Origin of the sequence: Streptomyces sp. Rer75, from assembly GCF_013414305.1 — a bacterium.
GTDB classification, from domain to species: Bacteria; Actinomycetota; Actinomycetes; order Streptomycetales; family Streptomycetaceae; genus Streptomyces; species Streptomyces himastatinicus.
In genome coordinates this window covers 8,855,198-8,867,743 of sequence record NZ_CP058693.1, presented here as the reverse complement: position 1 = coordinate 8,867,743, position 12,546 = coordinate 8,855,198, and the positions used below count along the sequence as shown (strand labels likewise).

The 12,546-nt window shown below is 72.9% G+C and carries 10 protein-coding genes; 4 read left to right on the top strand and 6 right to left on the bottom strand.

From position 1 onward, the window contains the following. Nucleotides 1–268 precede the first annotated feature (268 nt). Both HYQ63_RS45275 and HYQ63_RS45270 read left to right on the top strand, forming a co-directional pair. On the top strand, nucleotides 269–922 hold the full coding sequence (locus HYQ63_RS45275) for an amidase (protein ID WP_257232405.1): 654 nt from the start codon (nucleotides 269–271) through the stop codon (nucleotides 920–922). Then, complete coding sequence (locus HYQ63_RS45270; protein ID WP_257232404.1) at nucleotides 880–1,416, top strand: amidase family protein; 537 nt, start codon at nucleotides 880–882, stop codon at nucleotides 1,414–1,416. The genes HYQ63_RS45275 and HYQ63_RS45270 overlap by 43 nt, the downstream gene beginning before the upstream one ends. Before the next feature lie 20 nt (nucleotides 1,417–1,436). Here the strand turns inward: HYQ63_RS45270 and HYQ63_RS37970 are convergent, their stop codons facing one another. After that, on the bottom strand, nucleotides 1,437–2,687 hold the full coding sequence (locus tag HYQ63_RS37970) for an amidohydrolase (protein WP_179938215.1): 1,251 nt from the start codon (nucleotides 2,685–2,687) through the stop codon (nucleotides 1,437–1,439). Between the two features lie 245 nt (nucleotides 2,688–2,932). On the opposite strand from HYQ63_RS37970, the gene HYQ63_RS37965 reads away from it, so the two are divergent. Beyond that, nucleotides 2,933–3,835, top strand: a complete 903-nt coding sequence (locus HYQ63_RS37965; RefSeq protein ID WP_179938214.1) for a hypothetical protein — start codon at nucleotides 2,933–2,935, stop codon at nucleotides 3,833–3,835. A 16-nt stretch (nucleotides 3,836–3,851) separates the two neighbouring features. Here the strand turns inward: HYQ63_RS37965 and HYQ63_RS37960 are convergent, their stop codons facing one another. After that, on the bottom strand, nucleotides 3,852–7,679 hold the full coding sequence (locus tag HYQ63_RS37960) for a WD40 repeat domain-containing protein (RefSeq protein ID WP_179938213.1): 3,828 nt from the start codon (nucleotides 7,677–7,679) through the stop codon (nucleotides 3,852–3,854). Between the two features lie 347 nt (nucleotides 7,680–8,026). Here HYQ63_RS37960 and HYQ63_RS37955 point away from each other — a divergent pair, with 347 nt between their 5' ends. After that, complete coding sequence (locus HYQ63_RS37955; RefSeq protein ID WP_179938212.1) at nucleotides 8,027–8,896, top strand: glycoside hydrolase family 16 protein; 870 nt, start codon at nucleotides 8,027–8,029, stop codon at nucleotides 8,894–8,896. 16 nt (nucleotides 8,897–8,912) lie between these two features. On the opposite strand, the gene HYQ63_RS37950 is transcribed toward HYQ63_RS37955, so the two are convergent. The 4 genes from HYQ63_RS37950 to HYQ63_RS37935 all read right to left on the bottom strand — a co-directional run bounded on the left by HYQ63_RS37950 (nucleotide 8,913) and on the right by HYQ63_RS37935 (nucleotide 12,488). Beyond that, nucleotides 8,913–10,187, bottom strand: coding sequence for a cytochrome P450 (locus tag HYQ63_RS37950; protein WP_179938211.1), 1,275 nt, complete (start codon nucleotides 10,185–10,187; stop codon nucleotides 8,913–8,915). Continuing rightward, nucleotides 10,184–11,389 (bottom strand): NAD(P)/FAD-dependent oxidoreductase, encoded by a 1,206-nt coding sequence (locus HYQ63_RS37945; protein ID WP_257232403.1) that lies wholly within the window; start codon nucleotides 11,387–11,389, stop codon nucleotides 10,184–10,186. The genes HYQ63_RS37950 and HYQ63_RS37945 overlap by 4 nt, the downstream gene beginning before the upstream one ends. Further along, entirely contained in the window at nucleotides 11,386–11,586 is a 201-nt protein-coding gene (locus tag HYQ63_RS37940) for a ferredoxin (RefSeq protein ID WP_179938210.1), read from the bottom strand. Before HYQ63_RS37940 ends, HYQ63_RS37945 begins: the two co-directional genes overlap by 4 nt. A 254-nt stretch (nucleotides 11,587–11,840) precedes the next feature. Beyond that, complete coding sequence (locus tag HYQ63_RS37935) at nucleotides 11,841–12,488, bottom strand: TetR/AcrR family transcriptional regulator (RefSeq protein WP_179938209.1); 648 nt, start codon at nucleotides 12,486–12,488, stop codon at nucleotides 11,841–11,843. Between the last annotated feature and the right edge of the window lie 58 nt (nucleotides 12,489–12,546).

Below are 12,546 nucleotides of genomic sequence, written 5' to 3'. Positions count from 1 at the left end.
CTGGGACCCGGTGCGCACATCGGCCTGAAGTAACGCCGCGACCTGACGTAACGCCACGACCCGAGGTGACTCCGCGACACGACCGGCCGACCGCACCCTCCGGGTGTGGGACATGGCGCCTCCGTCGTCGGTCGTTGCGGGGAAGCTATGCCCCCGAACAACCGACCGGCGGCCATGCATCCGGTCCGCTCAGTGAACCGGTCCGCTTGACCGGCCTTCCGCCGTTCCCGCACCCCGCAGATCAGGGCAGATCAGGAGAGAGAGCCACATGACCACACCGGCCACGATGGACGCTTACGACCAGGCGGACCTGGTACGGCGGGGCGAGACCTCCCCGCGCGAACTGGTCGAGGCCGCCATCGAGCGCATCGAGGCGACCGATCCCCGGATCAACGCGGTCACACACCGGCGGTACGAACGGGCGCTCGCGGAGGCGGACCGGGTGCGCCGGGACGCCCCGTTCGCGGGAGTGCCCACCCTGACGAAGTCGCTCAGCGACAGCGAAGGCGACCCGGCCACCTTCGGGTGCGCGTGGGTGGCCCGGCACGGCCGGGTCGCCCGGGAGGACTCCGTGATCAACCAGCGGCTCAAGGAGGCGGGTTTCATCGTCGTCGGCCAGACCTCGGCCCCGGAATTCGGCCTGCTCTCGGTCAGCGAGAGCCGACTCCACGGCGTGACCCGCAACCCGTGGCGCACCGATGTGACCCCGGGCGGTTCGTCGGGTGGCGCGTCGGCTCCGGGGCGGCTCAGGGTCGGTGTCCTCGCCCACGCACCCGACCACGCGCCTCAGGTCGTGGACGCGGTGCGGGACGCCGTACTCGACACGGCCCGGATCCCGAACGGCTCGGGCACCGGGTCGAGGAGGCGCATCCCGCCCCCATGCTGGATCCCCGGTGCCTCACGGCGTTCTTCGACGCGCTGAGCGTGACCGCGGCGCAGAGCGTCGAGGCGCTGACCAGGGAACTCGGCGAGGGGCCGGGGCCCGGCGACCTCGACCCCGTGACCCGGTTCTGGGTGCGGCGCGGCCGGGAGATCACGGGCCTGGAACTCGCCGACGCCCTGGCCTGGCAGAACGGGCTCCGGGCGGGCATGGCCCGGTGGTGGCAGGAGTTCGACCTGCTGCTGAGCCCGGTGTTCGCCACCCCGCCCCTGCCGGTGGGGTGGCCGTGGCGGGATCAGGACGGCCTCCGGAAGTCGGTGGACGTGCTCACCTTCACCGCGCCGTTCAACACCACCGGTCAGCCCGCGATCGCGGTACCGGCGGCCCTGACCGAGTCCGGCACACCCATCGGCATCCAGTTGGCCGCGGCATACGGACGGGAGGATCTGCTGGTCCGGGTGGCGGCGCAGCTGGAGGCGGAACGCCCCTGGGCGCCGCACCGCCCACCGGTCTTCGCCGCCGCATCCCGGCCCTGACGCCCCTTTCCGGCGTGCGGCTATCCGCGTACCAGCGATTCCAGGATGTCGATCCCGGTCGGGATCGCCGCCTCCGCGACGTCGAAGGTCTCGCTGTGGTGGGGGCCCGGGCTGCCCGCTCCGACCATCAGATAGGCGCCCTTGCCCTCGCGCTGCTGAACATGCCTGATGAGAAGGTTGGCGTCGTCGCTGCCCGCGAACGCCCGGGTCCGGATGACCTCGGTGACATCGTCGTGGGCGGTAGCCACCTCCACGATGCGGTCGATCATTTCGTCGTCCGGTGCGACGGTGGCGGACTGGCCCATCACCGCCACGTTCGTCCGCACCCCCTGTGCCAGGCCCGCGCCCTCCACGATCGAGCGGACCCGGTCGACCAGCTCGTCGACGATGTCGTCGTCGGTCGCCCGGACCTCGCACGTCATCTCCGCGGAGGAGGGCACGATGTTCACTCCGTCACCGGCGACGAGCGTGCCGACGTTGAGCCGGGTGTCCGCGGCGCTGAAGCGCGGGATCCCCATGATGCCCAGCGTGGCCGTGGCCGCCGCGAGCAGCGCGTTGCGTCCGGACTCCGGCGCACCGGCCGCATGGGATGCCTTGCCCTCGAAGTCGACCTTCAGCTTGCGGGTGGCCAGGCCACCGGTGAAGCTCCCCACGACCCCGCCGACGGCCATGTCCCCGGCCATGTGCACGGCGAGCATGTGGTCGATCTCGTCGGCCACCCCGGCGTCGATCATCGTCTGCGCTCCCCGGACCCCCTCTTCGGCGGGCTGGAACAGGATCCGCAGGGAGCCCGCGAAGTCGCGGTCCGCCAGCCGGTGCAGCAGGCCGACGCCGATGGTGGCGTGGGCGTCGTGGCCGCACGCGTGCATGGCGCCGTTCGTCGAGGCGAAGCCGTTCGCCACCGGGAAATGCGCGGCATCGGACGATTCGCGCATCGGCAGTGCGTCGATATCGACGCGCAGCCCCCAGCGCGGCCCGGGACGGGTGCCCACCAGGTCGACGACCAGCGCGGTGCCGTTCTCCCGGAAGTACCGGACCCTTTCCTCCGGAGCACCCGAAGCGGTGGCGCGGGCCGCCCATTCGTCCAGGGTCTCCGGGGACGGGAAGTTGACGACGGCGGAGAGATCCTGGGCGGCCTTCCCCGTGAGGACGCGTATCGGCAGCCCCTCGAGGGCTTGCTCGATCCGGGCAGCCGTGCCGATCTCCACGAACGCGGGCTCCGGGTTCCGGTGCAGTTCCCGGCGGAACGCGACGAGCTGCTCGACGTCCACGAGTGGCCTCTCTTTCCCTCGGTGCGCGGCCGCCCGATCGTGGCCGCCTGGTGCCGAGGTTAGACGCCCTGGTCGCCACGATCGACGGCCGCGTACCGCCCACCGGAAGGCAGGCGTTGTTCACGGCTGCGGAGGGGGTGACCGAACAATCGCGGGCCGCGTTGAACTGGGCCCGCGGCGCCGGTGTCCGGGCCGCGCAATCGGCATCACAGCAGCGTGATCCCAGCACGGAGAGAGGTTGTCGGATGTTCACGAGGGGGAGCGTCGCCGTGATGGCGGCCGGGCTGGTACTGGCCCTCGGCGGCTGCGGAGGCGGTACGGGCGAGAAGGCCGACGCGTCGGACAAGAGGTCGGCCGAGCCGACGCCGCCCCGGCCGCCGTCCAAGGCACTGGTGACGTGGGTCGGCGGCATGTGCGAGTCGTCACGCGCGCTCAAGAACCTGCGGACGGACAGCGCGGCGGACCTGAAGGAGATCCGGACCATGGACGAAGGTGATCTGACCGCCCAGTCCCGCGCGGTCAGCTACCTCGCCGGGACACCGTCGGACGTGGTCGACGTGGACCGTGATCTCAAGGACCTCGGCCCGTCGGGCGTGCCCGCGGCCGACCGGCTCCTCGACGCCTGGCAGAAGAAACTGAAGCGCGTCGTGCCGCAGCTCGACGAGATGTCCCCGACCGCGGCCTTCGACGACGCCGAGGGCAGCGTCGCGGACGCCGACAAGCTCATCCAGTCCCTCACCCCGCCCAAGCCCGACCTGCGCGCGCTGACGAAGAAGAACCCGCAGCTCGCGGCCGCCCACCAACGCGCCGAGCAGTGCGCTCCGGGCTGGAATCCCGCCGAGGAGACGGACTCGCCCTCGCCCGACCCCACGCCCACCGGCCCGCTGCCCAAGGCGGCGGACGGCAAGAACACCGCCGCCTGTTCGGACGGCAAGTGCGAGGTTCTGATCACCTCCGCGGCGGACATCACGGCGAACGGGCTGAGCGTGCATGTCACCGCGGGGGACGACTCCGTCACCCTCCAGACGCCGAGCACCGTCATGAACCTCGGCGGCCAGGGCGGCGTGGCCACGTTCGGCGACGCGCTGGAGGCGACCGTCGTCGCGCAGAACGAAGACGGTGCCGTACTGAGGTTCACCATCCCCTAGAGGTGGCGGACACCCTCTAGCGCTCCTCGCACACCTCCTTGTAGCCGAGTTGCGGCAGGCGCTCCTCCCAGGCGGCGCGGGTGAGGACGCCGCCGGTGCGGGCGCAGACGGAGTCCGCCGCGCGGTCGGTGTCCAGGGGCCACACCCGGGCCGTCAGGTCGTAGCCGACGGAGGCGAGGGCATCGCCCTTCGGGCTGAACACGACGGAGGTGACGGAGTCGAGATGGCCGGTGAGCTCCTGCCCGGCCATCTCGGCATGGGCAGGGTCGGCCACGTCCCACAGCCGCACCGTATGGTCGCCGCTGCCCGTCGCCAGGGTCTTTCCGTCCGGGGCGAAGGCCACGGACCTGACCGGCCCGCGGTGCCCGGTCAGCTCCTCCCCCACCGGACGTACGCGGTCCGGGTGTGCCACGTCCCACAGCCGCACCGTGCGGTCGTCGCTGCCCGTGGCCAAGGTCTTTCCGTCCGGGGCGAAGGCCACCGTGTTGACCTGCTCGTCGTGCCCGGTGAGGGCGTCCCCCGCGGGCCGTGCCCGCGCCCCGGCGCCCACGTGCCACAGGCGCGCCGTGCCGTCCTCGCTGCCGGTGGCCAGGAGGCGGCCGCCCAGGGCGAAGGCCACCGAGGTCACGGCGTCGCTGTGGCCGCGCAGCGGTGCGCCGAGCGGCCGTACGTGGTCCCGGCGCCGTACGTCCCACAGCCGCACCGTGCCGTCGTCTCCGCCGGTGGCGAGCCTGCGGCCGTCCGGGGCGAACGCGACGGCGGGGACACCGCCGTCGTGCGCGTCCAGCGGTTTGCCCAGCGGGGCGGGATGTTCAGGCGCGGACACGTCCCACAGCCGTACGGTGCCGTCCCTCGAACCGCCTGCCACCGTACGGCCGTCCGGGGAGAACGCGACGGCCAGCACCGCGTCCTCGTGGCCGAGCGTCCGCGGGATCCGGCGCGGGCGGTCCGGCCTGCGCACGTCCCACAGGCGGATCAGCCCGTCCTCGGTGCTGGCGGTGGCGAGCAGGCGGCCGTCGGGGCTGTAGGCGACGGCGGTCAGCGGGTTGGTGAAGTCGGTGAGGACGGTCGGCGGCCGGTGCCAGAGGCGGACACTGCCGTCGGCGCCGGTGCTGGCGAGGGTGTGGCCGTCGGGGCTGAAGGCCACCTCCCACACGGCCTCCGTGTGGCCGGTCAGCGGCTCCCCGAGCGCTTGCGGATAGGCGGGGTTGGCCACGTTCCACAGAAGGGGCGAGTCGTCCTCGCCCGCGGTCACCAGGGTCTCGCTGTCGGGGCTGAAGGCCACCGACAGCACGGGCGCGGTGTGTGCGGTGAGCGGTTCGCCCAGCGGCTGGACGAGGCCCGGGTCGGACGCGTCCCACAGCCGTACGGTCTCGTCGAAACCGGCCGTGGCCAGGGTGTCCCCGTCCGGGGAGAAGGCCACCGTCCAGACGGAGGAGGTGTGTTGGCGCAACGGCTTGCCGAGCGGTGCGAGCCCGTCGTCCCCGCCGATCCGCCACATCCGTACGGTCCCGTCGTAGCCGCCCGTGGCCAGGGTGTCCCCGTCCGGGGCGAACGCGACGGCGCGGACGCTGCGTGCCTCGGAGCCGTCGGCCTCGGCGGGCTCGCCGAGCGGCGCGGGGCGGGCCGGGTCGCTCAGGTCCCACAGCCGTACGGTGCCGTCGTCGCCCGCGGTGGCGAGCCGTCGGCCGTCGGGGGCGAACGCGACGGAGACGACGTTCTCCTCGTCGTGGCTCACCAGCGGTCGGCCGAGGGCGCGGGGCCGCAACCGGTCCGTCACGTCCCACAGTTGGATGCCGCCGCCCTTCCCGGTGGCCACCACCAGATCGCCGCCCCTCGGGGAGAAGGCCACCGCGCCGACCCGGCCCGTCCGCAGGCGCAGCGGTGCGCCCAGCGGTCTGTCCCGGTGCGTGTCCCACAGCCGGACCGTGCCGTCGTGGCCGCCGCTGGCGAGGGTGCGGCCGTCGGGCGCGTACGCCACGGAGCTGCCGAGACCGCGGTGTCCGGGCAGCCGGGTGGCCAGCACCCGGCCCGCGTCCGAGGCCAGCCGGGTCCGCAGGTCGGGGGTGGTGCGCATGCGGTACGCGGCGACATCGAGCCGGGCGGCCAGGCCGGAGTCGGTCTCGCGGACGCCGTCGGCCTCGGCGGTGAGGCGGCCGAACACGGCGTCGTCCCGTTCGTCCTGCGCGGTGGCGCGCGCCTGGAGCGCGACGACGGCGGTGCCGGTGGCGAGCAGCACGAGCGCGGCGAGGACGGCCACCACCGTACGGCGCAGTCGTACGGCGCGGTGCCGACGCCGGAGCGATGCGGTGAGGAACTGCCGCTCCAGCGCGGTGAGTTCATCGCCGCGGTGCCCGTCGCCGTCCTTGTGTGCGGTACTGAAGGCATCGCGGGCGGCGGACAGCCGGGAGCCCGCGTAGAGCGCGGCGTTCTCCCGGCCGAGCCCCTGCCATGTGCGGGCCGCCTCGGACAGCGAGCGGTGCACACGCAGCCGGTCGCGTTCGGCGTCGATCCAGGCGCGCAGACGGGGCCAGGCGGTGATGAGGGCTTCGTGGGCGAGGTCGACCGTGCCGTCGTCGAAGGTGATGAGCCGGGCCCGGACCAGGCGTTCCAGGACCACGCGGGTGTCTGCGGGGCTGCCGAAGTCGAGTTCCGCATGATCGGTGGGGCGCCGCGTGTCCGGCCGCGTACCGTCTCCGGGCGCGACGAGTCTGAGCAGGATACGGCGGGCCAACTCGGCCTGCGGCGCGGTGAGTTCGCCGTACACCTGCTCGGCCGTACGGACGACCGAGCCGTGCAGCCCGCCGGCGGCCTCGTACGCGGTTTCGGTCAGGGCGCGGCCGCTGCGGTGGCGCCAGGTCTCCAGCAGGGCGTGCGACATCATCGGCAGTCCGCCCGGGGCGCCCTCGACCTCGTCCAGGAGGCGTTCGGTCAGGGTGCGTTCCACGATCAGGCCGTCCGCGGCGGCCGGGCGGACGATGGCCTCCCGCAACTCCGCGCGGCTCATCGGCCCGGCGAGCAGCGTGGCGTCCTGGAGGGCGGCGGTGAGGCCGGGGTGTTCTGCGCAGCGGCCGAGGAAGTCGGCCCGCACCGCGATGACGACGCGCAGCCTGCTGTCGGGGGCGGTGGCGGCGACGAGGCTGTCGATGAAGGTGTCCCGGTCGACCGGGTCGGCGCCGAGGGTGTACAGCTCCTCGAACTGGTCGACGATCAGCCAGGTGTCGGCGTCGGTGCCGGGGACGGGCAGGATCCGGTCGGCGTGGGTGCGCAGCGGGTCCGCGCCGGGCGTGAGGATGCGTACGGCCGCGGGCGGCACCTCGTCGTCGGAGGCCGCCCGCAGCAGGGGGATCAGTCCGGCGCGCAGCAGCGAGGACTTGCCGCTGCCGGAGGGGCCGAAGACGGCGGTGAAGCGATGCTTGTGGTTCAGCTCGGCCAGCCGCTCGACGAGCCGGTCGCGGCCGAAGAACAGTTCGGCGTCGCCCGGTTCGAACCGGGTGAGTCCGCGGTACGGCGGGCGGGAGGTGTCGTCGGCGGCGGCCTCGGCGGCCAGCTCGGCCGACGCCGCTGTCCAGCGCCGTTCCCACTCGATCACGTCGCCGCCGCACGCCTTCACATAGGCGAGCGCCACCGCGCGGGTGGGCAGCTGCTTCCCGGCCGCGGCCTGCGAGAGCGTGGTCACCCCGTACCGCGTCCGCTGGGCCATCGCCCGGTACGTGGGCTTCCCCGCGGACTCGCGCAGCTCGCGCAGCTCGGCGGCGAACCGCGGCACCGTCCCGGCCTCCGGGTCCAGTTCGCCCTCGGTGCGCCCCGGCCCCGCTCGTCCCGGCCCTGGTCGTCCCGCCACGTGCCCGCCCTCCCCGCTCGCCTTGCCACCGCCGGGCCATCACCCAGCGCGTCCACCCGGGCGCCCACGGTAGGTAGTCGCGGGGGTGGCCGCAATCGAACTACCGGTGGACCGGCTGGCGGGGCAAGGGGCGTTCACCCGATCTTCACGCTTGCCCCGGCGCGTTCCTCCGGCTCGCGCCCCGGGGTTGTTCGGTGCGGGGCGTGGGCCTGCTGAACAACCCCGTACGGCGGTCGAATACCCGAGGGACGCGGCCAGGACGGCCATGGCGCGGTCCGAACCCCGCGAGGGGAGGGTTCGGACCGCCCCCGGGTCCCCGCATCCGCGCGACAGGCCGAAGGAGAGCCATGGACGGACGACAACGCGCCCGGCATCCCGCCGTGGGGTGGCGCGTGGCGGCACTCGTGGTGACGCTCACCGCGACGCTCACGGCGACCACGGTGAGCGCCGCCCCCGCTCCTGCCCCGGCGACCGCCGCCGAACGGTACGGCTGGGGCGACCCGCTGCCCGCGTGGTCGGACGAGTTCGACTACGGCTCCGAGGCCGACCCCGCCGTGCCGGACCGCGACAAGTGGAGCCTGGCGGGCGGTGGCCCCGGCAAGTGCTGGCCCGGCCACGGCGACAACGGCCGCCGCTGCGACGCCAACACCCGGGTCATCGGCGGCGTCCTGCGCATGACGGGCGAGACGGACGGCGACACCGGCTGGCTCGCCTCGCCGTACGGCCAGCGGTACGGCCGGTGGGAGGCCCGCGTACGCTCCCGCGCCACCGACCCCGACAACGGGCGGCCGTACCACCCGCTGCTGATCCTGTGGCCGGACTCGGACGAGCACCCGCGGGACGGCGAGTACGACTACCTGGAGAACGGCGCCCCGGGCGAGCAGTGCGCCGAGGCGTTCCTGCACTACCCGCACCCGGAGGGGGTGCCGGTGCAGCAGGAGTTCGCGCAGAAGTGCGGCGTGGACCTGTCGCAGTGGCACAACGTCGCCATCGAGTGGACCCCGGACCGGCTGCGCGGGTTCATCGACGGCAAGGAGTGGTTCCGCTTCGCCGGTGGCGCGAACGCGGACCGCGACTGCATCCAGTGCGCACCGTCCATGCACCAGACCATCCAGCTCGACAACTTCCACGGGGACGACATACAGAGCGCCGTCTACGAAGTGGACTGGGCCCGGGTCTACGACCTGCCGGGGAACCCGGCCGAAAGCGTGAGGTGATCCGTGACGCGCGGCCTCACCAGGCCACGGGCAGTTCGTGGACGCCGTAGACGAACGAGTCGTGTTTGAAGGGGATTTGGTCCAGGCCGGTGGCCAGGCGGAGGGTGGGGATGCGCCGGTAGAGGGTGCCGTAGACGACCTGGAGTTCCATGCGGGCCAGCGGCTGGCCCAGGCACTGGTGCACGCCGAAGCTGAAGGTGATGTGGCGGCGGGCGTCGCGGTCGAGGTCCAGCCGGTCGCCCTCGGGGAAGACGTCGGGGTCGCGGTTGCCCATCTCGTTGAGCAGCAGCAGCCCCTCGCCGGCGCGGATGGTCCGACCGGCGACCTCGATGTCCTCCAGGGCGACGCGGCGCATCCCCAGGTGTGGGATGTGCAGGTAGCGCAGCAGCTCCTCGACCGCGCCCGCTACGAACTTCGGGTCGTCGCCGTCCCGGAGGCGGGCCAGCTGGTCGGGGTGTTCGAGCAGGGCCAGGGTGCCCAGGGCGATCATGTTGGCGGTGGTCTCGTGCCCGGCGAACAGCAGGAGCACGGCCATCGAGGTCGCCTCCCGGCGCGTCAGCGCGCCGTCCTCGACCTTCGCGGCCAGGTCGGACAGCACGTCCTCGCCTGGGTTGCCGAGCTTGGCGTCCAGCAGGCTGCCGAGGTACTCGCCCAGTCGGCCTTGGGCTTCGGCGCGCTGCTCGGGCGTCGAGGTGCGGGTGATGATGGCTTTGCTGTTGGCCTGGAAGAACGCGTGGTCGTCGTAGGGGACGCCGAGCAGTTCGCAGATCACCAGGGAGGGCACCGGCAGGGCGAAGGACTCGACCAGATCCGTCGGGTTCGGCCCGGCCAGCAGGTCGTCGATCATGTCGTCGACGATCTTCTGGACCGCCGGGCGCATGGCCTCCATCCGCTTGATGGCGAACGGTCCGGTGACCATCCGGCGCAGCCGGGCGTGCTCGGGGTCGTCCATGTTGATGAAACTGAGGCCGTGGGCCTCGGCGGACGCCTCATCGCCTTCCCCATGGGCGGTGTCCCCGTCGGCGTCGGCGTGCGGCCGCTCCGGGCGCGGGAAGCCGGGCAGGGCGGGGACGACGCTGAGCCTCGGGTCCGCCAGCAGGGTCCGCTGCTCGGCGTACCGGGTCACCACCCACGGGGTGCTGCCGTCCTGGAGCCGGACCCGGGTGAGCGGCCCCTCCTCGCGCAGCGCGTGGAACGCCGGGGGCGGGTCGAAGGGGCATCCTCGCGCCCGGGGCATGGGGAATTCGGGGAGTTCGGCGTGGGCCGCGGCCGCGTCCACCGGCTGGGTCATGACGTACCTCCACTGCGGGAATCCTGGAACGCGTCGACGACTTCCTGCCGACGCAGACGGGTCTGCTTGGGCATGCGCCAGCCGAGCACTCCGCTCGTGACGCCGTTCCTGCGGTACCGCGCGACGAACCGGCCCTGTGCCATGTCCCCCTCCACGGCGGTCACTTCGGCGTCGGCCGGCAGCACGCCGTACACCTGGATCTTGACGTCGAACTGGTCGGTCCAGAAGTACGGAACCGGGGTGTACGGACGGTTCTCGCCGAGGATGGCGGCGGCCACGTGGCCCGCCTGCTCGGTGGCGTTGGTCCGGTTCTCCAGGCGCAGCAGGGCGCCCAGGCCGTCGTGGTGCCAGCGGGCCACGTCCCCGACCGCGTAGATGCCGTCGGCGGCACGGCACGAGGAGTCGCACACCACCCCGTTGTCGACCTTGAGGCCGCTGCCCGCCAGCCAGTCCGTCGCCGGGGCGGAACCGAAGGCCACCACGACCACATCGCCGGGCAGCACCTCGCCGGTGGCCAGGTGCACTCCCGTGACACGTCCGCTCTGTTCGTCCAGCCCGGTCACCGCGGCGCCGAGCCGCAGTTCGACGCCGCGGTCGGCGTGCAGTGCGGTGAGCTGCCTCGCTATGAGCGGGCCGAACTGGCTCTCCAGCGGCGCGGGCTGAGGCCCGGCCAGGGTGACCGATGCCCCCATGGTCCGTGCGGTGGCGGCGATTTCCGTGCCGAGCACCCCGTCCCCCACCACCACGACGCGCGAGGCGGCCATCAGGGCGGCCCGCAGTGCCGACGCGTCATCGACCGTGCGCAGCACATGGACCCCGGCCAGACCGTCCTGTCCGGCGAAGGTGCGGGGTCGCAGACCGGTCGCCACGACGATCGCGTCGGCCCGCAGCACACGCCCCGACGCGGTGTGGACGGTACGCGCCTCCGCGTCGAGGCTGACCGCCGCATCGCCCAGGACGAACGAGGCGTCCAGCGAGGACAGTTGGTCAGGGCGGCGCAGCAGGGCCCGGTCCGGCTCCCAGGCACCGGCGAGGACCTGCTTGGACAGCGGCGGCCGGTCGTAGGGCTGGTGCGGCTCGGCGCCCAGCAGGGTCAGGCCGCCCCGGAATCCCTTGCGCCGCAGGGCCTCCGCGGTGGAGAGCCCGGCCGCGGAGGCCCCGACCACCAGAACGCCGGAGGGAGCGCTACACCCTGCGCTCACGCGTCCTCGCTCACCTGAATCGCACCCGCGGGGCACACCTGCACGCATTCACGCACCGCGTCGTGCAGCTCCGCGGAGGGTGTCGCGTCGAGCAGGACCACGATGCCGTCCTCTTCGCGCTGGTCGAACACCTCCGGCGCGACCATCACGCAGGTGCCCGCGGCGCAGCACTTCTCGTCGTCCACCGTGACCTTCATCGCGGATACTCCTTCGTCGATTCGTTGACCCGTGACTCGTTGACTCGCTGACTCGCACAGCCGCGGACAAGTAAACCCGATGATTTAATCAAGTCAAGCGGGTGGTTTAAATGACCTTGGACAACCCCCTCGATCAAGCCACTCGCCGACCTGGTGCGGGCCCTCGCGCTGCCCCTGCCGTCCCTGGTGATCTGCGAACTGCTCGACGACGGTGTCGTCTACGGCGTCTACGAACTACCCGTGACCTGGTAGGGCTAGAGGGTGACCGGTGCCAGCCAGAGGGCGACGATGACGTCGATCAGACCGTTCGCCGTCTCCCGCCAACTGGCCCTGGACGTGGGCGCGTTGTCCGCGAGAGCGCGCTCCCGCTCCGCGGACATCTGCGTGATCAGGTGACGTGTCATGGCGGCGCGCTCGGCGTGCACCTCGGCCGGGAGGTCGGGCAGACAGCGTTCCAGCCCCTCCTGAAGCTTCTGCATGGACGGCGATCCGGCCGCGAACTCCTCGACCGTGACCGCGCGCAGGGCGGGGTCGGCCGTGACCTGGGCGATGAACCGGGCGTACCAGCTGGGGGTGCCCAGGGCCTCCAGATGCCCGGTGACCGGGCGGACCGCACAGGCCACCCAGTCCCGCAGGTCGGTGGAGTCGCCGATGTCGGCCATCATGGCCAGACGGCCGGTCTCCATCGCCTCGGCGTGCCTGCGGGCGATGGCGCGCACCAGGTCGGTCTTGGTGCCGAAGTGATAGCTGACGGCGGCGTTGTTGCCCTGCCCGGCGGCCAGGCTGATCTGGCGGTTGGCGACGGCGTGCACCCCGTGCTCGGCGAACAGCCGCTCCGCCGCGTCCAGGAGCGCTTCCCGTGTCGCGCTGACCTGCTCGTCCCGCCGCACCCTGCCGGCCATCGTCAACCACCACTTCGGGACATCACACTGGTCCGCGGGGGCCCGTCCCCCAGGCCAC

Coding starts and splice junctions, on each gene's coding strand:
- HYQ63_RS45275 (WP_257232405.1), top strand. CDS start 269: ATGACCACACCGGCCACGATGGACGCTTACGACCAGGCGGACCTGGTA.
- HYQ63_RS37940 (WP_179938210.1), bottom strand. CDS start 11,586: ATGAAGGTCACGGTGGACGACGAGAAGTGCTGCGCCGCGGGCACCTGC.
- HYQ63_RS37950 (WP_179938211.1), bottom strand. CDS start 10,187: ATGACCCAGCCGGTGGACGCGGCCGCGGCCCACGCCGAACTCCCCGAA.
- HYQ63_RS37955 (WP_179938212.1), top strand. CDS start 8,027: ATGGACGGACGACAACGCGCCCGGCATCCCGCCGTGGGGTGGCGCGTG.
- HYQ63_RS37935 (WP_179938209.1), bottom strand. CDS start 12,488: ATGGCCGGCAGGGTGCGGCGGGACGAGCAGGTCAGCGCGACACGGGAA.
- HYQ63_RS45270 (WP_257232404.1), top strand. CDS start 880: ATGCTGGATCCCCGGTGCCTCACGGCGTTCTTCGACGCGCTGAGCGTG.
- HYQ63_RS37965 (WP_179938214.1), top strand. CDS start 2,933: ATGTTCACGAGGGGGAGCGTCGCCGTGATGGCGGCCGGGCTGGTACTG.